Genomic DNA, 18039 nt, shown 5'->3' on the forward strand with positions numbered 1-18039 from the left:
GGGCAGGGGACAAGCCGCCCGCCCGGTCGGCGACCCTCAGAGCTCCCTCGCGGGCGCCTGCACGCGCGTGGCGAGTTCCAGCAGGCGCCGGTCGGCTGCGTGTCCGGCGACGACGGCCAGTCCTACGGGAAGTCCGCCCACCCTCATCCGGGGCAGCACAAGACAGGGCAGGCCGGCGCTGCTCGCCAGGCAGGTGAGGCGGAACGCGGCGTCGCGGAGCGCCGCCTTCCGCTCGGGGGCCGCGTCTGCCGGCGGCGCAGGGCCTCCCGCGGCGGGGAGCAGCAGCACGGTGTCGTCGCGCAGGGCCGAACGCACGGCCCGGCCCGCGCGGTGCACCACCTCCTCCGCGGCCGCCCGGCGCTCCGCGGTGACCTCCGAGGCACGGGCGAAGCGGGCCGCAATACCGGGGCCGAGCGCACCGGGATGGGCCCGAACCCAGGCGCCGTCGCTCTCCCAGACCTCGGCGCCCTGGGCGGTCGCGAACGCGGCCCCGAGGACCCCGGGGTCGGCGCCCGGGGAGGGCACCCGCGCGAGGCGGAGACCGGCGCGCGCCGCCAGGTCCGCGGCCGCCTCGGCGAACGTGTCGCGCACCTCGGGCTCGGCGAGGGCGACGAGATCGTCCGCCACCAGGGCCGTGCGGAACGGTGGCGCGGCTTCGGCCGCCCCGGCCTCCGGCAGCAGGACGTCGCCGAGGCGCGCCAGCGGCCCGGGGTCGCGCGCCAGCCAGGCGACGGTGTCGAACGACGGCGCCAGCGGCAGCATTCCGGTGACGGGGACGAGACCGTGCGTGGGCCGCAGCCCGTACAGCCCGCAGTAGGAGGCGGGCACCCTGATCGAGCCGGCCGTGTCGCTTCCGAGGCCCGCGTCGGCCTCGCCGAGCGCGACGGCCGAGGCAGGCCCGCTCGACGAGCCGCCGGGCACCCGGCCGGGCGCGGCCGGGTTGGGCGGTGTGCCGTAGTGGGCGTTCGTCCCGTTGAGGCTGTAGGCGAACTCATCCGTCTGCGCGATCCCGGCCACGTCGGCACCGGCGTCCAGCAGGGCGGCCACCGCCCAGGAGTGCGACGGCTGCGGTTCGGCCTCCGCCAGCCGGGCCGGATTGCCGGCGCCGATCCGGTGCCCCGCGACGGCGTGGATGTCCTTCACCGCCAGGCGCACCCCCCGCAACCTCCCGGTAGCGGACCCCGCCACCAGGGGGTTGCCGCGCTCACGCCACACCGCCGTGTCGTCCGCCGACCGCATCGGCAACCTCCTGGTCTCCGGTCGAGCTGCTCGCGGACGCCGCCGCGGCGGCGCTGCCCATGTCCGGGCCGCGGCGGCGCTGCCCATGTCCGGGTCGTCGCCGCGGCGCGCGGGGTGTGGCGGACCCGTCGGCGGGGCGGCGCCTGCGGCCGCGCAGGGGGCAGGCTACCGGGACGGCCGCCGGTCCGTTGCCGCTCCGCGGTCGGGCCCGGGCTTCTGCCGCGCGGCGCGACCGCCGATGGTGTCCTGCCGGTGTGGCGACGCGGCCGGATCGGGCGGGCAGCCCGCCTCAGCGGGCCGCTTTGCCGGGGGCCGCCTCCGCGGAGGTCATCACGGACCTCGAACCGGAACGTGGAGCGCTCGGCCCCCTCCCCCTTGCGGGGCAGCCGTTTCACCGCGGTCGCGATCGCGGTCGCGCGACATCCCCGTGCTTGCGGGAGCAGATCGTGGTGCGAGGCCCGCTTCGAGACGACCCGGCCGCCGGGTGCCGCCGGGGGCCCGGGCACGGGCTGGGAGCCTCGGCGCGATCCGTCGGCGGGTGCGGACCGCGGCACGCGGGGATCGGCCGGACGTGTGCGCCGCGGCGTCCGGAACGAACCGGTCGGTACGGTCCGGGCCCGCCGTCCGGCATTTTTTCCGGATCCCGCTCGTTGCGGTTGCCGTGGGACGCGCGTGGTCCCGGTGCCCTCGCCCGGCGTCCCGCACATATCCACCGATAATGGAATTGACCGGAGATCTCAGGAGGTCCCCTTGACCGGCGCAGGTTCCCCGTACCCGCTGCGTAACCGGCTGCGATCGCTGCGGCCCGCCGCCTTCGGGGCCGACCCCGCCGGAGCGCGGATGGAGCGGATACGCCGCTCGCCCCATTTCGCCGACGGAGTGTTCCAGAACCCCATGGGCGCCCGCACCAGACCGGCCGGGTCCATGCTCGAGTTCGCGAAGGTCTACTTCGGCAGGGAGTCCCGCAGGCGCCGCGCCCCCGCAGCGCCGATACCCCTGCACCCCACCACCCTCGAGGACCTCGCAGGGCCTCCCGCATCGGGGCTGCGGCTCACCTGGATGGGCCACTCCAGCGTGCTCGCCGAGATCGACGGGGCACGGGTGCTCTTCGACCCGGTCTGGGGCCGGCGCTGCTCACCGTTCGCGTTCGCCGGGCCCAAACGCCTCCACCCCGCGCCGCTGCCCCTCGCCGCGCTCGGCCCGGTGGACGTGGTCGTCATCTCGCACGACCATTACGACCACCTCGACCTGCCGACGATCCGCACCCTGGCCTCGACTGACACGCTCTTCGCGGTACCGCTGGGCGTGGGCGCGCACCTGGAACGCTGGGGTGTCGCCGAGAGCCGCCTCAGGGAGCTGGACTGGCAGGAGTCGGCGCAGGTGGACGGCTTGCGGCTGACCGCCACCCCGGCCCGGCACTTCTGCGGCCGCGGCCTGCGCAACCGGCACGACACCCTCTGGGCCTCGTGGGTCGTCGAGGGCTCGTCCGGTCACCGCGTCTACCACAGCGGTGACACAGGGTACTTCCCCGGCTTCCGGGACATCGGCGCCGAGCACGGCCCGTTCGACGCGACCATGATCCAGATCGGTGCGTACAGCGAGTACTGGCCCGAGAACCGCACGGACCACAGGCCGCTCCCCGGCCCATGGCCGGATATTCACATGTCACCCGCCGAGGGCGTCCAAAGCCATCTTGACCTGCAAGGAGGCCAGCCGGGCGGCGTCATGCTGCCGATCCACTGGGCCACCTTCAACCTCGCCCCGCACGCCTGGGCCGAGCCGGGGGAGTGGACCAGGGACGCGGCGGGGGAGGCCGGCCAGGCGGTGGCCCTGCCCCGGCCGGGCGAGCCCTTCGAGCCGGCTGGGGGACTGCCCGTGGACCCCTGGTGGAGGCCCCTGGCCCACCCCATCGAGCGCCCGTGGCGGAGGCCCGGGACCACCGAAGCGGTGTCGGGTGACACGCTCAGCGGTGACCTCGACTTGGCGGGTGACCGCTGACGCCGGATGCCGATCCGGCACGAGGTCGCCGGCCCTCAGCCGGGCGGCCGCTTCTGCGGTGCCGCCCGGCACGGCCGTCCGCCGGGGATCCCGCGGGCCCCGGCGGCGGCTCAGCCCTCGGTCCAGCCGTGGTTCTTAGCGAACTGGGCCAGCCCACCGCGGACCTGCAGCATCTGCTGGCCGGTGAGCGAGGGCGCTGCCGCCAGCAGGATCTCGGTGACCTCCCGGGTGAACTGCACCTCGGTAAGCACGTCGCAGAGCGAATCGTCGTACGAGGGATTCGGCTTGCCGGTCTCCCCGGGGGCGAGGCGGACCCCTGCTGCCTTCGGTCCCCGCTCGCCGTTCTCGATCTCGAACTCCACCATCACACCGGGACCCACCAGCGATTCGGACACCCGCATGTCGTTGACATGCAGGAAAACATCGTCCCCGCCGGTTTCCGGGGCGATGAACCCGTAACCCCGCGCACTGTCGAAACGCACCACACGACCAGCCACCATGTCCAACCCCACCAAATCCCATGCCTTGTCCACTCGGGCCCATTGCCCGAGGTATCGGATCGAGCCTAGCCGCGGGGCCCCGCGGAAGCGACCCCTCGATGTCACGGGAACCGTACTCGGGTTCGCTTCAGCGAAAGAGACCCCGCCCTTTTCACGGGGGCAGCGAGTAGTCACCGCTGTGGGCGGGCGTGGGCGGGGCGGTGGGGCGGTGCAGGAGGTGCGCCGCCATCGCTCCATGGCGGTGCGGGGGCGGGACGGGACGGACGGTCAATCGAAGGCGGGAGACGGGAGGCGGGAGGCGGGAGACGGGTGGAGCCGTGGCGGCCGGCGCCGAAGGGAGGCAGGAGCCGCTCGCCCGCGGGGTCGCCGGCTGACACCGGCAGGTGCTTCGGGGGCGGGGCCTCGGGTGGAGGGGAGGGACGGCCGGGAATCGAGCGGAGAAGGACGGGGTGGAGAGGGGCGGGCTCCCGATGCCGCGGTCCGGCGTGTGGCCGGATTCCGGCCGACTGCCTCCGGAGGCCCGGCAGCGGACGCCGTCCGGGCCCGCCGGCGCCGCAGGCGGGCCGTTCGAGGGCCCCGGCCCACCCGGGTGCGCCTCGCGTCCGGGACCGGCCGTCCGTTTCCGCAGCACGGGGGATGCCCCCGGAGCCCGGCCTTCTCGCCGGTGGTCCGGACACTTCGCCGCCTCGCCATGGGAGAGGGCGTCCCCGCCGCAGTGCCCCGACCTCGGCCCAGGGGTTTCGGTTGCGCGTGCGAGCCCTCATACCAGAGCGGGCTCCTCTTCCGGCAAGTTTGTCAACTGCCCACCACACATGAACGGTTCACGACTACCCTGTGTGCCCGGTGATCAACGATAGTCTTGAGCACTCACCTTTGACGCCACGCACAACGATCGACAGACAATCCCGGGCCCCGCACCAAGGACACTGATGTCTCAACTACGCGCACCCGCCGCGCGGTCGGACCGCCGTGAGGGCGGGCGGCACGGCCGGTCAGGCGCCCGCGTTCCCTCCTCCACGGGCAGACCGCAGTCCACGCCGCCGAGCTCCGAAGCCCGTATACGTCCCCAACTGATGCGCACCGCCGTGCTGCCCGCCGTGGTCGTGTCGCTCAGTGGCGCGGGCGCCGTGCTGTTGACGATCCACTCCACCGGCGCACGGCCCTCCGCCGCGCTGTGGGCCGCCCTCGCCGGCTCGGCGCTCCTCGCCGTCGTCGCCGTCGCGGCGGCGGCGTTAAGCGCGGAGCGCACCGCCAGATCCGTACTCGACCGCGCGCAGGCCCTGCGCCGGTCCAGCGCCCACCGGCAGGCAGAGCTCACCGCCGTCGTCGACGGACTGCGCCGGGGGGAGCGCCCGCCGACCCGCGATGATCTCCCGGTCCCGCCGTCCGGCGGAGACGAACTCGACCTCCTCGCGCAGGAGCTGAGCCGCTCCCATGACGCGGCCGTCGCGGCCGTGGTGCAGGCGTCCCGGCTCTCCAGCAGCGTCGGCAACGAGCAGAAGGTCGAGGTCTTCGTCAACCTGGCCCGCAGGCTCCAGTCGCTGGTCCACCGGGAGATCCAGCTTCTCGACGAACTGGAGAACGAGGTCGAGGACCCGGAACTGCTCAAGGGCCTCTTCCATGTCGACCATCTGGCCACCCGGATCCGCAGGCACGCGGAGAACCTCGCCGTCCTCGGCGGTGCGATCTCCCGGCGCCAGTGGTCGAACCCGGTGACCATGACCGAGGTCCTCCGATCCGCCATCGCGGAGGTCGAGCAGTACCCCCGGGTCAAGCTGGTGCCGCCGATCGACGGCACCCTGCGTGGACACGCGGTCGCCGACGTCATCCACCTCCTCGCCGAACTCGTCGAGAACGCCACCCTGTTCTCCGCCCCGCACACCCAGGTGCTGCTGCGCGCCTCGCGTGTCACGGCGGGTCTGGCCGTGGAGGTCGAAGACCGGGGCCTCGGCATGCCGCTCTCCGAGCAGAACAAGATGAACGCCCTGCTCGCGGACCCCGACCAGGTCAATGTGGCGCATCTTCTGCAGGACGGCCGCATCGGCCTCTTCGTGGTCTCGGCGCTTGCCCGCCGGCATGGCATCGCGGTCCGCCTCCAGTCCAACATCTACGGGGGAGTCCAGGCCGTCCTGGTGCTGCCGCAGGGACTGCTCGGTGCCGAGCCGGGAGCCCACGGCGGCGCGGCGCAGCCGGGCGCCGAGCGCCACGCCGACCACCCAGCGGCCGCGACGGCCGCGACGGCCGCGACGGCCGCGGCGGCGGGCCAAGGCGCAGGCCGGGAGCGGGGTGCCGTTCCCGCGGGGGCCGTTCCCACGGAGGCTGCTCCGCACGCCGCCGTCGCACCGCGGCAGCCTGCCGCCGGCCACCACAGCGGCGGCCAGCGAAGCCTCACCTACACGACGAGCATGCCGGCCATACCGCACCACCAGCCCCCGGCGGATTTCGCAGGACCGGCTCCCCTCCCGGTGCGCGGCGAGCACCCGGACCGGCCCGACCCGGCCGCCCGGTGGACCGGCGCGGGCCATCCGGACGCACCGCGGGCGGCCGCCCCCCCACCTCCGCAGACGCCCCTCCCACCGCCCTCGCAGGCGCCCGCACCGCAGGCGCCCGCACCGCAGGCGCCCGCACCCGGCCATGCGTCCCCTCCGCTCGGTTCCCCGGCCGTACGCGGTGCCACCGGCCGCCCGCAGTTGCCCAAGCGGCGCGCACAGGAGCATCTGGTGCCCCAGCTGCGGGACGAACCGGCCCAGCGCAGACCTGAGGAAACGGCGCTGCACGACCCCGGTCTGATGGCGGCCTTCCAGCGGGGCATCGGCCTGGCGGAGTCCGGGACGCCCCGGGCCGCGGACACGGCCCCGCACGAACCGCAGCAACGCGACGACACCCACAAGGAGTAGATGCACCATGGCGAGCGATGTGCCGACGGGCCATTCCTCGGATCTCGACTGGCTGCTCAGCGGCCTGGTCCAGAGAGTGCCGTACACCCGCAACGCAGTCCTGCTCTCCTCCGACGGCCTGGTGAAGTCCGTGCACGGCCTCGACGCCGACAGCGCCGACCACATGGCCGCGCTGGCCTCCGGTCTGTACTCGCTCGGACGCAGCGCCGGTGCCCGGTTCGGCGACGGTGGAGAGGTCCGCCAGGTGGTGGTGGAGCTCGACTCGACCCTGCTCTTCGTGTCCACGGCCGGCTCGGGCACCTGTCTCGCGGTGCTGGCCGGGCGGGAGGCGGACGCCGCGGTTCTCGGCTACGAGATGGCGATGCTGGTGAAGAGCGTGCGGCCGTACCTGGTCACGCCGGCCAGACAGGCCACCGGGGCGCCGAGCGCCACGGGGCTCTGACCGTGCCGGCCCCCATGGACGGGCCGTGGCTCGACGACGCGGCAGGCCGGCTGATCCGCCCGTACTCGGTGATCGGGGGCCGTACCCGTCCGACGGCCGCGCTCGACCTGCTGTCCCTGGTGATGGCCACCGGCACGGCCCCCCAGGGGTCGCTCGGACCGGAGCATGCGCTGGCCCTGGGCCTGTGCGACGGGCCCACCTCGGTGGCGGAGATCGCGGCGCACTTACGGCTCCCGGCGGTCGTCACCAAGGTACTCCTCTCCGATCTCGTCGACTGCGGGGCGGTCACCGCCAGGGCGCCCCGCTTCCAGGAATCCCCCACCGACCGTTCCCTGCTGGAGGCAGTGCTCGATGGCCTACGACGACGGCTCTGACCGCCGCCCCGACCGCGCCGCCGAGCACGGCCGGGGCCCGCGCGAGCGGGGCGACCCCTTTCCCAGCGCCCTCAAGATCCTCGTGGCGGGGGGCTTCGGGGTGGGCAAGACGACCTTCGTCGGCGCGGTGAGCGAGATCGAGCCGCTGTGCACCGAGGAACTCCTGACGGCCGTCGGCGTCGGCACCGACAGCCTGGCGGGTGTGGAGACCAAGACGACCACCACGGTAGCCATGGACTTCGGGCGGCTCACCCTCGACGACCGGAATGTGCTGTACCTGTTCGGCACACCGGGCCAGGAGCGGTTCTGGTTCATGTGGGACGAACTCTCCGAAGGGGCGCTCGGCGCGGTCGTCCTCGCCGACACGCGCCGGCTGGAGGACTGCTTCTCCGCCGTGGACTTCTTCGAGCGGCGCGGCATCGGTTTCGTCGTCGCCGTCAACGAGTTCGACGGCTCCTACCGCTACGAACCCGACGAGGTCAGGGCCGCGATCGACCTCAAGCAGGACGTCCCGGTCGTGCTGTGCGACGCACGTATCGCCAGCTCCGCGATCGGCGCCCTGGTCACCCTCGTCCAGCACCTGCTCACCACGACCCCGGCACCGGCAGCGGCGCCGAGCTACGGAGCTCAGTCATGACCACGTTCGACCCGACCGGCCATCTGCTGCTGACACCCGTCGACCAGGAGGCTCCCGCCCGCGTGCGGCGGCTGCGTCAACTCGGTCTGGGAGAACGGCCCGAGCCTGCGTTCGACGAGTTCGCGCACCGGCTCGCCGAGGTGACCGGGGCACCCTACTCGATGGTCAACTTCATCGACGAGCACCGCCAGTTCTTCGCGGGGCTGCACACCCCCGCCGGCACCCACGCGGGCGGGGGCGACCTCGACACGGCGGACGCCGGGGACGTGGGGCGCTTCATGGCGCGCGACCACGGCTACTGTCCGCACGTGGTCGTGCGGCGCAAGGCACTCGTGCTGGAGGACGTCTGCGACTACCCGCGGTTCGCCGGCAATCCGGTCGTCGACGAGATCGGCATCCGCTCCTACCTCGGCGCGCCGCTGATCGACCGCACGGGCACCGCCCTGGGCACGATCTGCGTGGTGGACACCGAGCCGCGCCCCTGGGGCCGGGCGGGTCTGGAGACCATCAAGTCGCTCGCGGCGGAACTGGTCGAGCAGATCCACCGCCGCGAGGACATGCTGCCGTGACGAGCGCGACGAGCGCGACGGCGTCCCGGGGAGCCCCGAGAGGCTCCCCGGGACGCCGCAGCGGCCTCCTGCCGCGCCCCTAGACCAGGGCTTCGCCGCGGGTCAGCTCGGACAGCCGTTGCGACCACTGCCCCTTCGCCTGCCCCAGTGCGACTTCCGCCAGCCTGAGCAGCTGGACGTCGGAGGTGCCCGCGGGCGCGAAGATGTGGTGCGCGTCGCGCAGATAGCGCTCGATGGGCCGATCGGTGAAGAGTCCGGCCGCCGCGTGGATCTCCATCGCGTTGCGTGCCGAGTCGAGCGCGGACTCGACATTGACGAGCTTGGCGTTCATCAGCTCAGCGTCGCAGGCCAGCCCCTGGTCCAGCAGGTGCACCGCGTGGTAGGCGACCAGTCGCGCCGTCATCAGCCGTGACTGGAGCTGCCCCAGCTTGAGCTTGATGGACGGCAGTTCGTGCAGCGGCTTGCCGTAGCGGTGGCGCTCGGCGCAGAACCGCGTGGTCTCCTCGATGATGGCCTGGTGTATGCCGAGCGCAACGGCGGTCAGATTGGCGCGGCCGTAGAGCATGCTGGAGGAGTAGGCGACGGCCAGGCCGTCGCCCTCCTCGCCCAGCCGGTTGGCCGCGGGAACCCGGCAGTCCTCGAAGTGGAGCTCGCCGAAACCGAAGCCGTGCAGTCCCATGGTCGGCTTCTGCTCTCCCGTGTGGCATCCGGGGCGGCCGGACTCCACCAGGAAGGCTGTGAGCCCTTTGGATCCCGGCCCTGTGCGGACGACGACCCCGTGCAGATCACCGACATGGCTGTTGCCGACGTACACCTTCCGGCCGTTGAGGACGTAGTCGTCGCCGTCCCGTACGGCGGTGGCGGTCATGCCGAGGACATGACCGCCCGACTCGGGTTCGGTGACCGCGATCGTGGGCAGGCACTCGCCCGCGGCGATCAGGGGGAGCCAGGTCTTCTTCTGCTCGTCGCTCCCGAAGTGGACGATCTTGGCGACGCCCAGCTGCGAGGCCTGGACCATGGCCCCCATCGCCCCGCTCACCCGGGACAGCTCCTCAATGATGATCGTCTTGGCCAGATGACCGACGCCCATGCCGCCGTGGGCCTGGGAGATCGTCGCTCCGAGCCAGCCCTGGTGTGCGATGAGCCGCGAGAGCTCGCGGTGTGCCGTGCGGGCGGCTTCCATGGCGGGAATGCGCGGGCGGACCTCGCACTCGGCGAAGTGCCGTACCCGGTCCCGTAGCTGCTGATGAAGTCGACTGGCGAAGTACCCGTCCATCGCGAGGCCTCCTCTGCGAAACGCCTGCTCGCGTGAGCGTGCGAGCAGGTGGTGCATCGGCATGGTCCCGTCCCGTACAGGCCGACTACCTCATGGTGTTGATCGCTAACGGCCGGTACAACTCGGTGGCCAACTTTGGCCGAAATGCGCTCCGTTGTCATGTGATGGGGACCGCGTCCCCGGTGGTGGCCCGCGGCCCGGTCCGGTGCAGGGCATGCCCATGGAGCATCTTTCTGCCACGTGCCCATGGCAAGCGGTTCATGGGCATATGGCGACGAAGGGCGGCATTCCGCTTCGGTCGGTCGCCGGTCGGTCGCCAGTCGGTCGCCGGGGGTCTGGAAGGGCGCGCAACTCGGCCGGATTTGAGCGCTCTTGATCGGGCGGGCTGCCGGCGTATCGGAGTGCCGGACGGGCGCGCTCTCCCGTACTGCACGCCCCCGGAGTGGTTCCGAGGTTCCGGATGGGGCCTGGAGCGGACCCGGGCCGGTGCTCCCGTGGCCCCGTTGCCCCCGCGCTTCGGGGCTTCGGGGCTTTGCGGGGCCTTCCGCCCGCTTTTGCGCCGGGGGACGCCCGGTACGGCCAGTCCGCCGGGTCCGCCGGGTCCGGCGCGTGCGGGCGGTCCGGTGTGCGCGGCGCCCTTCCCCGGCCTCGCCGGCCGTCTCTGCGTCTCTGCGTCCCTGCGCCCGGCGGCCTGGCGCCGCGCCCGGTGCTGCCGGCCGTCGCGGGGTGGTCCTGGTGCCCGGTTGCCGACGGAACCCGGTGGTGCGGCGGCGCGGCAGTGCGGTGGGTGTTCGGGCCCGTGGCGGCGCGCGATCCGCACCGGGAGTCGTGCGCGCGGGTCGGCCGCAACCGTCACAGGGGGTAAGGGTCGGGTCAAGGGGGTTCGCCCGCTGTGACACGCGGTCATGTCGCATACGGGGGTGGCGGGGGCGTGTGACGCCTGGTCATGGTGGGGGCGTGGAGGAAGCGCACGCATGACGGACGGTCATGGCGTCCGCGCGTTCGATGGCGGGCGGCATCGCAACATGCCTGTCTTCACGGGATGTTCACATCGGTCTACACCATTCAGTGCTCTCATGGGGGAACCCCGCGCATTCCCTCACCCGTCTACCGATGGGGTGATCCCGCGGGGTCCGTCCGGTGTGGCACCCTTCACTGCCAGCACGGCGGGAAGTGACGGAAAGTAATGAGTGCCCTACATCATCGGCACGTACTGTTACGTGTGCCCAGACAGTCGACGAAGGAGACTCATGCGACCGTTCGTACTGAAGTACGTACTTCCGGCCGAGAGTCCTGCGGTCACGCTGCCGTACACCTACGACTCCGCCCTTCAGCTGAACGTGCTGCCGGACGGGCGGCCGGCCATCGTCGACCGCGATCTGATCCTGGTCACCGGCACGACGACGTCCACGGCCGGCTCCAAGACGCACTTCGACGACTGACGGACCGGCGCAGCGATGACCGTACTGATATTGACGTGCCGTCAAGACGTCACCGCGGACATGGTGATCGCCAAGCTGCATGACCGCGGGGTGCCCCTCGTGCGGCTCGACCCCGCCGACCTGCCCGGTGAGGCGGCGCTGTCCGCCGAGTATGTGCGCGGTGACTTCTACGGCCATCTGTCGACCGGCGGACGGCTGCTCAGCATGGGCGCGCTGCGGTCGGTCTGGGTGCGAAGACCGGGCGACCCCGCCGCCCATGCCGAGGAGCCCTCGCAGTGGCTGACCGCGGAGACGGAGCAGGCCCTGTACGGGATGCTCTACTCGGTCACCGCGCGCTGGATGAACCACCCCGTCGTCTCCGCTCAGGCCCGCTGCAAGCCCTGGCAGCTCAGCCTGGCGCACCGCAGCGGCTTCGCCGTACCACCCACCGTCATCACCACGTTCCCCCGTGTGGCGCGGCAGTTCGCGGCCCAGTACCGGGACATCGTGGTGAAGTCCGCCTCGGGGCCGCCGCCCGGCGATCCGCCGGTGTCCCTGCCCACCACCCGAGTCCCTCCCGGAACCGACTTCTCCAGCGTGGCCGCCGGTCCCACGCTGCTCCAGCAGTACGTTCCCAAACGCGCCGACATCCGCCTGACCGCCGTGGGCCCCCGCCTGTTCGCCGCCCGCAAGCGCTCCGTGGACGGGCAGGTGGACGGGCGGTACGGCGACACCGGCGAGCCCTGGAGGGCCGCCGACGTGCCGGAGCGCGTCGCCCGTTCCGTACGCGAGTACATGGGACTCGCCGGACTCGCCTATGCGGCCTTCGACTTCGCCGAGGACGCGGAGGGGCTGTGGTGGTTCCTGGAGGCGAACCAGGGCGGCCAGTTCGGCTTCATCGAACTGGAGACCGGTCTGCCCGTCGCGGAGGCGGTCGCGGGGTGGCTCGCCCCACCGGCCGGGGAGCAGGGGTGACGGCCCGGGGCGCCGATGGGGCGGGGGACCGCCGGGGTGCGGGCCTCGCTCAGCGGGATGCTCCGGCGCCGAGGAACCGGCCGATCCGCCCGCGGAGCCCCGCCGGGTCGAGGCCGTGCGCGGCCAGATGCTCCTCCATCCGCCCGTACCGCCGGATCTCCCGCCGTGCGACGCCCAGCCCCAGCACCCGGTGAGGTACGTCCGCCAGCGCGTCGTTGACGGCGGCGGTCGACGTGCCCGCGAGATACGGCTCGACGACCACCACATCGGCCGGGCCGTGTCCGACCGCCCGCCGGACTCCGGCCGCGTCGAAGGGCCGCACGGTCGTCGCGTACAGCACCGTGACGTCCATACCCTCGGTCGCCGCCATGACGTGGTCCATCATCGGCCCCACCGCGACGACCACTCCGGAGCGCCCTTCCCTGACGGTCAGGAACCGGGCGCCGTCGACCGGCCACCCGTGCTCGTTCGATTGGAGCGACAGCCGCACATAGACGCGGTCGTCCCCCGGGGCCGCCCTCCGCAGCAGTGCCTCCGCCTCGTCCGGGTGCCCGGGCACATGGACGGTCCAGTCGTCGAGGGTGTCGAGCAGGGCCACATCGCCGGGTGCCATATGGGTGAAGCCGCCCGCCGGCCAGTCGTAGGAAGCGCCCACGCTCACCAGGACACCGCCGACGCCCTGATGCCCGAAGTCGAGTTTGACCTGTTCGAATGGGCGCTCGAGCAGGAAGCTGGCGAAGGTGTGCACCACCGGTCGCAGTCCGGTCAGGGCCAGTCCGCCGCCCACGCCGATCATCAGCTGCTCGCGGATGCCGACGTTGATCACCCGGTCGGGGTGCGCCCGCGCCGCGGGCCGGAAGCCCTCCGCGCTGATGTCCGCCAGGACGAGGGCGAGCCGGGGGTCCTCGGCCAGCAGCCGGGTCGTGCTCGAGATGAAGCGCTCACGCATGGTGTCCATGATCGTTTCCTTGGGAGTGTGTTCTGTTCCCCGTCGGGTGCCCGCGGGGTGGGCGGCCCCGTCCGGGTCCGCCGCCGGGAGCGCCCGTCAGGCGGTCCTCGGCTCGACGCGGGCCACCACGGCGTGCGGGCGGCCGGGATGCGGGGCGGTGAACGCCGAGTACAGTGCCTGCGGGTCGCGACCGTCCACGGACGCGGTGGACCAGCCCGCCGCCGCGAAGCGCGTGGCGATGCCTCCGGGCCAGCCGTGGGTCGCGGAGGCGTTGTCGATCACCAGCGTGTGGAGCCGGTCGAGCCCCGCAGGGCCGGCGAAGGCGATGGCCTCGTGGTTGCTCCCCTCGTCCAGCTCCGCGTCGCCGATCAGCACCCACACCCGGGGGGTGTCCAGCCCCTGCGCCCGCAGGCCCAGCGCCGTGCCGACCGCGAGGGGCAGCCCGTGCCCGAGCGAGCCGCTGCCGATCTCCACCCCGGGCACCAGCATCCGGTCCGGGTGGTGGCCGAGGGGGGAGTCGTACGATCCGAAGCCGGCCAGTACCTCCTCGTCGATGAAGCCCTTCGCCGCGAGCACGGCGTAGTAGGCCATGGGCCCGTGGCCCTTCGACAGCAGGAACCGGTCGCGTTCCGGCGAGTCGGCGGTCTCCGGGGTCACCCGGAGCACCCGGTCGTAGAGCACCCACAGTGCGTCGAGCGTCGAGGTCGCCGCGGGCCCGTGCTTCTCGTCGCCCGTCATCAGGGCCATCAGGGCCGTCAGGCGCCCGAGGTCCCGGCGGTCGGGCGCGGTGTCGTGCATCGTGGTGGTTCCCGTGCTGGTCATGCGCCCACCATGCAACTTCAACCGCAGTTGAGGTCAACCGGCAATCGGTTCGTGGCCACCCGGTGAAGTGCGGTATGGTTCTGGTGCGCGTTCGGCCCGGGGAATTACCAGGTCAGGCGGGCATCGGGACGTGGCGCAGCTTGGTAGCGCACTTGACTGGGGGTCAAGGGGTCGCAGGTTCAAATCCTGTCGTCCCGACGGAAACGTCGCAGATCAGAGGGGTCCTTCGGGGCCCCTCTCGATTGTTTCCAGGGGTGCCGTCTCGCGATTCCTCGCAACATCTGTTGATCAAGGTCAGCACCGGGTCCGCTCCGCCGTGCGCTCCGAGGGAAGACCGCCGGATGTGTCGATGACACGGCGGGCCTCTGCGGCGGCGGGCCTCGTCGGCGGCCGGCCCGGGTTCGTCCCCGCCGGCCGGTGCCACGACCGGCCATGGGCGGTACAGCGCGACCTCCCGGGTGTGCGTGGCGTCGCAGTGCCCCGGCGCGGAGGCACCTGGTCAGCCGGGGCGTGCGGGGGTGCGGGGCATCATGCGCTCGGCCAGCACGCCGATCGCCACAGCCGCGACGGCGCTGCCCACCGCGACCCAGCGCAGCACGCCCTCGATCGATGCGCCCAGGCCCTCGCCCGCGGCCCGTACCTCGATCAGGGTCGCACCCGCGGCCACGCAGATGCCCGCGACCCCGATCATGACGGCCAGCGTGACCCCGGAGGCCTGGCCGGCCCGCTCGGGCGGCACCACGACCTGGGTTCCGGCGCTGCCCATCGTCCATCCCAGGCCGTACCCGAGCCCGGTCAGTGCCAGTCCGGGCACATAGGACCACAGCCCCCCGCCGTAGGAGACGAGGAACAGGCCGGCGCCTCCGACCACGGTCCCCACGCCGATCGTACGGGGGACGTCGAAGCGCTCGCCGAGCCGCCCCGAGAGCAGCGCGGCGATCCCCGCCGAGACGGACGCGGCGAGGAAGACCAGGCCGGCCCCGAGCGGTGAGTACCCCTCGACCTGCTGGAGATAGATCGTGATGCCGTACATGGCGACGACGAAGGCGATGTTCGCGACGGTGGCCATCATGGTGATGAGCACATAGGGCTTGTTGCGGAACAGGTCGAGGGCGACCAGCGGCCAGCGGGCCACGCGCTCGTGGAGCACGAAGGCGACCAGCAGCAGCACCCCGGCCGCCGCGAGACCGACGGTCCAGCCGGGGGGCCACGTGGTCGAGCGGTCGACCGCGTAGGTCACCAGGGCGATGCCGGCCGCGACCGCGAGCACGCCCGGCAGGTCGATCGAGCGGGGCACGGTGGTGTCACGCGACTCGCGCACTCCGGCGACCACCATCAGGATGGCCGCCGCGCACGTCGGGACGTTGACCAGCAGCACGACGCGCCAGCTCAGCAACTCGGTGACACCGCCGCCGAACACTGGTCCGAGGGCCAGGGCCACGGCGCCGATCCCGAAGGCGTTCCCGATGGCCCGTAGTGTGCGTTCCGGGGGATAGGCATCCGTGATGATGGCGATGGCGAGCGGGAACAGCACGCCCGCGCCGACACCCTGGGCGATCCGCATGACGATGACGACGCCCGCGTCGGAGGAGAGGCCGGCGGCGAGCGAGCAGACGCCGAACACGACCAGGCCGCCGAGCAGCATCCGCTTGCGGCCGAGGATGTCGCCGAGCCTTCCGCCGGGGACCAGGGTGGCGGCCAGTGCCAGCATGTAGCCGCTGATCACCCACTGGAGATCGGTGGTCGTGGTGCCGAGTTCCGCGGCCATCCGGGGGAGGGCCAGGTTGAGTGCCAGGAAGTCCAGCTGCACGACGAAGATGCACAGCGAGGCGGCGATCAGCGTCAGGCCGAGACGCAGCTGCCCGGCCCCGAGGCCGTCTGGGCGGGGCCCGGGGTCCTCACCGTGAGGTCTGCGGTGGGGTCGGCCGAGGTGCATGGCGGGCTCCTGTGTTCCTGCGTCCGCCGGCTGTCCGGCGCACGCCCTCCCGGTGTGCGTCCGCCTGCCGGTTCCCGGCAGGGGTAGAGCGGTGTCCGCGATGCCCCACGGCATGGCGCTCCGGCGGTGTGGGCCTCAGGGGCGTTGCGAGCATAGTCAATGGAGTCGGATGATTCCGGAGATAATGCCGCATTTCATCCGTGCGGTGGCGATGTGCCCGATCGCCCGGCCTCACCCGGGACGGCTTCCGGCTCCCGGCAACCGGCTCCCGCGCAGCGCGCTGATCCACCGGGGAGCACCGGCCTGGCCTTAGCGTGTGACGATGCGTCATACCAAGCAGCGGACAGCACGCTCCTGGACGAGAACCCAGGTCCTGACCATCGTGGCGACCGGACTCGGCCTCTTCATGGTCTTTCTCGACGCCCTCATCGCGAACGTCGCCCTGCCGGACATCCAGCGGGACTTCGGCGTCGGCGAGTCGGGTCTGCAGTGGGTGGTCACCGCGTACTCCATCGGTATGGCGGTGTTCATCATGGCCGGTGCGACCGCGGCGGACCGGTTCGGGCGCAGGCTCCTGTTCGTCGTCGGCGTCACGGTGTTCACCCTCGCCTCCGCCGCCGCGGGCCTGGCGCCCACGCTCGTCCTCATGGCCATCGCCCGTGCCGTGCAGGGCATCGGGGCCGCGACGGTGACCGTGACGTCGCTGGCGCTGGTGAGCGCCGCGTTCTCCGACGACGACGAGCGGGCGAAGGCCATCGGGCTGTGGACCGGCGTGGCGAGTGTGGCGACCGCCCTGGGCCCCACGATCGGGGGAGTGCTGACCGAGAGCGTCAGCTGGCGGGCCGTGTTCATGGTCAATGTGCCGGTCGGAGTGCTGGTCCTGGTGATGACCGCCCGCTATGTCGCCGAGTCCCGGGAGGCGACGCCCCGCGGCTTCGACTGGGGCGGCCAGTTGCTGTTCGTCGTCGCCGTCGGATCCCTGGCCTACGGGCTGATCGAAGGCCAGAAGGCCGGCTGGACATCGGCCCGGATCCTGACCCTGCTGGTGGTCGGCGTGGTGGGACTCGTCTTCTTCGCCCGGTACGAGTACCGGAACCCGAACCCGATGATGGACGTCCGCCTCTTCCGCCACCGTGCGTACGCCGTGGGCATCGCCACGATCTTCTCGGGCTTCTTCAGCGCATACGGGACGCTGCTGGTCGTCACGCAGTACTTCCAGAACATCGAGGGGTACTCGCCGGAGGCGGCAGGGCTGCTGATCCTCCCGTTCGCCTTCAACATCATGCTGCTCTCCCCGATCGCCGGCCGGCTGGCGGCACGGGTCGGGCCGCTGCCGGTCGCCAGGACCGGCCAGCCGCTGCTGGTCGCCGGGCTGGTCGTCATCGCCCTGGGCATGCCCGTCTCCGTGGCGGTGGTCGCGGCCGGTCTCTTCCTCTGCGGCGCCGGTGTGGCCCTCCTCGCCACCCCGGTCACCGCCCTGGCCATGAGCTCGGTGCCGGTGGACCGGGCGGGGATGGCCTCCGGCATCATGAGCGCCCAGCGGGCCATCGGCTCCACGTTCGGCTTCGCGGTCCTCGGCAGCATCCTCGCCGTCTGGCTCGGGCGCAGCCTCACCGCCGATCTGCGCGAAGCGGTCCCGGACGCCGCGGCCCGCCGGGCGATCGCCGAGCGGATCATCCAGGAGGCCAACCCCCACGCCTATCCGGCCGAGATCGGCCCCGGCAGACCGGTGCCGGGGGCCTCGCTGGAGCAGCGCGCTTCCGTCGCGGAGATCGCGACGCGCGACTTCATCCAGGGCTGCCAGGTGAGCGTCGGATTCGGAGCCGCCGTGTGCGCGGTGACCATGGTGCTGCTCTGGACGGTCGCCGGCAGCGGTGCGGAGCCCCGCGGATCGCGGTGACCACTGGAGCAGGTGCCCTCGCACAGGGACCCGGTGCCTCGTGCCCGGTGCCTCGTGCCCAGGGCGGGGTGCCGGCTCCCGGGCTCTCCGGCTCCCGGGTTTCC

General features: G+C 72.6%; 15 protein-coding genes and 1 tRNA gene. 10 read left to right on the plus strand and 6 right to left on the minus strand.

The genetic code is table 11. The features are described 5' to 3' along the window. Nucleotides 1-36: 36 nt before the first annotated feature. Nucleotides 37-1239: an amidase gene (locus tag SCWH03_RS20920; RefSeq protein ID WP_173265824.1), complete on the minus strand. Its 1203-nt coding sequence runs from the start codon at nucleotides 1237-1239 to the stop codon at nucleotides 37-39. Nucleotides 1240-1989: 750 nt separating this feature from the next. On the opposite strand from SCWH03_RS20920, the gene SCWH03_RS20925 reads away from it, so the two are divergent. Continuing rightward, nucleotides 1990-3237, plus strand: a complete 1248-nt coding sequence (locus tag SCWH03_RS20925; RefSeq protein ID WP_173265825.1) for an MBL fold metallo-hydrolase — start codon at nucleotides 1990-1992, stop codon at nucleotides 3235-3237. Nucleotides 3238-3347: 110 nt separating this feature from the next. Here SCWH03_RS20925 and SCWH03_RS20930 read toward each other — a convergent pair whose 3' ends face one another. Then, on the minus strand, nucleotides 3348-3737 hold the full coding sequence (locus tag SCWH03_RS20930; RefSeq protein ID WP_173265826.1) for a cold-shock protein: 390 nt from the start codon (nucleotides 3735-3737) through the stop codon (nucleotides 3348-3350). 929 nt (nucleotides 3738-4666) lie between these two features. On the opposite strand from SCWH03_RS20930, the gene SCWH03_RS20935 reads away from it, so the two are divergent. Genes SCWH03_RS20935 through SCWH03_RS20955 form a run of 5 tightly spaced genes read left to right on the plus strand, consistent with a single transcriptional unit; the run spans nucleotide 4667 to nucleotide 8656 of the window. After that, a complete protein-coding gene (locus SCWH03_RS20935; protein WP_173265827.1) occupies nucleotides 4667-6634 on the plus strand; it encodes a sensor histidine kinase in 1968 nt (655 codons plus the stop codon). A 7-nt stretch (nucleotides 6635-6641) separates the two neighbouring features. Further along, nucleotides 6642-7076 (plus strand): roadblock/LC7 domain-containing protein, encoded by a 435-nt coding sequence (locus tag SCWH03_RS20940; RefSeq protein ID WP_173265828.1) that lies wholly within the window; start codon nucleotides 6642-6644, stop codon nucleotides 7074-7076. Between the two features lie 2 nt (nucleotides 7077-7078). Continuing rightward, nucleotides 7079-7450 carry a DUF742 domain-containing protein gene (locus tag SCWH03_RS20945; protein ID WP_173265829.1) on the plus strand — a complete coding sequence of 124 codons (372 nt, stop codon included), beginning with the start codon at nucleotides 7079-7081 and terminating at the stop codon, nucleotides 7448-7450. Then, a complete protein-coding gene (locus SCWH03_RS20950) occupies nucleotides 7428-8087 on the plus strand; it encodes a GTP-binding protein (protein ID WP_173265830.1) in 660 nt (219 codons plus the stop codon). Before SCWH03_RS20945 ends, SCWH03_RS20950 begins: the two co-directional genes overlap by 23 nt. After that, a complete protein-coding gene (locus SCWH03_RS20955) occupies nucleotides 8084-8656 on the plus strand; it encodes a GAF domain-containing protein (RefSeq protein ID WP_173265831.1) in 573 nt (190 codons plus the stop codon). Before SCWH03_RS20950 ends, SCWH03_RS20955 begins: the two co-directional genes overlap by 4 nt. Nucleotides 8657-8735: 79 nt before the next feature. On the opposite strand, the gene SCWH03_RS20960 is transcribed toward SCWH03_RS20955, so the two are convergent. After that, on the minus strand, nucleotides 8736-9932 hold the full coding sequence (locus tag SCWH03_RS20960; RefSeq protein WP_173265872.1) for an acyl-CoA dehydrogenase family protein: 1197 nt from the start codon (nucleotides 9930-9932) through the stop codon (nucleotides 8736-8738). A gap of 1250 nt (nucleotides 9933-11182) precedes the next feature. Here SCWH03_RS20960 and tgmA point away from each other — a divergent pair. Further along, a complete protein-coding gene (gene tgmA / locus SCWH03_RS20965) occupies nucleotides 11183-11374 on the plus strand; it encodes a putative ATP-grasp-modified RiPP (RefSeq protein ID WP_017944157.1) in 192 nt (63 codons plus the stop codon). Nucleotides 11375-11389: 15 nt separating this feature from the next. Next, nucleotides 11390-12328 carry an ATP-grasp ribosomal peptide maturase gene (tgmB, locus tag SCWH03_RS20970; RefSeq protein ID WP_173265832.1) on the plus strand — a complete coding sequence of 313 codons (939 nt, stop codon included), beginning with the start codon at nucleotides 11390-11392 and terminating at the stop codon, nucleotides 12326-12328. Nucleotides 12329-12377: 49 nt separating this feature from the next. Here tgmB and SCWH03_RS20975 read toward each other — a convergent pair whose 3' ends face one another. Together SCWH03_RS20975 and SCWH03_RS20980 are read right to left on the minus strand one after the other, a co-directional pair. Then, nucleotides 12378-13286, minus strand: a complete 909-nt coding sequence (locus SCWH03_RS20975) for a transketolase family protein (RefSeq protein WP_173265833.1) — start codon at nucleotides 13284-13286, stop codon at nucleotides 12378-12380. An 87-nt stretch (nucleotides 13287-13373) separates the two neighbouring features. Further along, nucleotides 13374-14075: a thiamine pyrophosphate-binding protein gene (locus tag SCWH03_RS20980; RefSeq protein WP_254076917.1), complete on the minus strand. Its 702-nt coding sequence runs from the start codon at nucleotides 14073-14075 to the stop codon at nucleotides 13374-13376. 148 nt (nucleotides 14076-14223) lie between these two features. Here SCWH03_RS20980 and SCWH03_RS20985 point away from each other — a divergent pair. After that, nucleotides 14224-14297: transfer RNA gene (locus SCWH03_RS20985), tRNA-Pro, on the plus strand. A gap of 301 nt (nucleotides 14298-14598) precedes the next feature. Here SCWH03_RS20985 and SCWH03_RS20990 read toward each other — a convergent pair. Continuing rightward, entirely contained in the window at nucleotides 14599-16035 is a 1437-nt protein-coding gene (locus SCWH03_RS20990; RefSeq protein WP_173265835.1) for an MFS transporter, read from the minus strand. A gap of 322 nt (nucleotides 16036-16357) precedes the next feature. Between SCWH03_RS20990 and SCWH03_RS20995 the strand changes: the two genes are divergently transcribed. Beyond that, on the plus strand, nucleotides 16358-17935 hold the full coding sequence (locus SCWH03_RS20995; RefSeq protein WP_173265836.1) for a DHA2 family efflux MFS transporter permease subunit: 1578 nt from the start codon (nucleotides 16358-16360) through the stop codon (nucleotides 17933-17935). Nucleotides 17936-18039 lie beyond the last annotated feature (104 nt).

The sequence above is a fragment of the Streptomyces pacificus genome (assembly GCF_011766325.1).
In the GTDB taxonomy this organism is placed as follows: domain Bacteria; phylum Actinomycetota; class Actinomycetes; order Streptomycetales; family Streptomycetaceae; genus Streptomyces; species Streptomyces pacificus.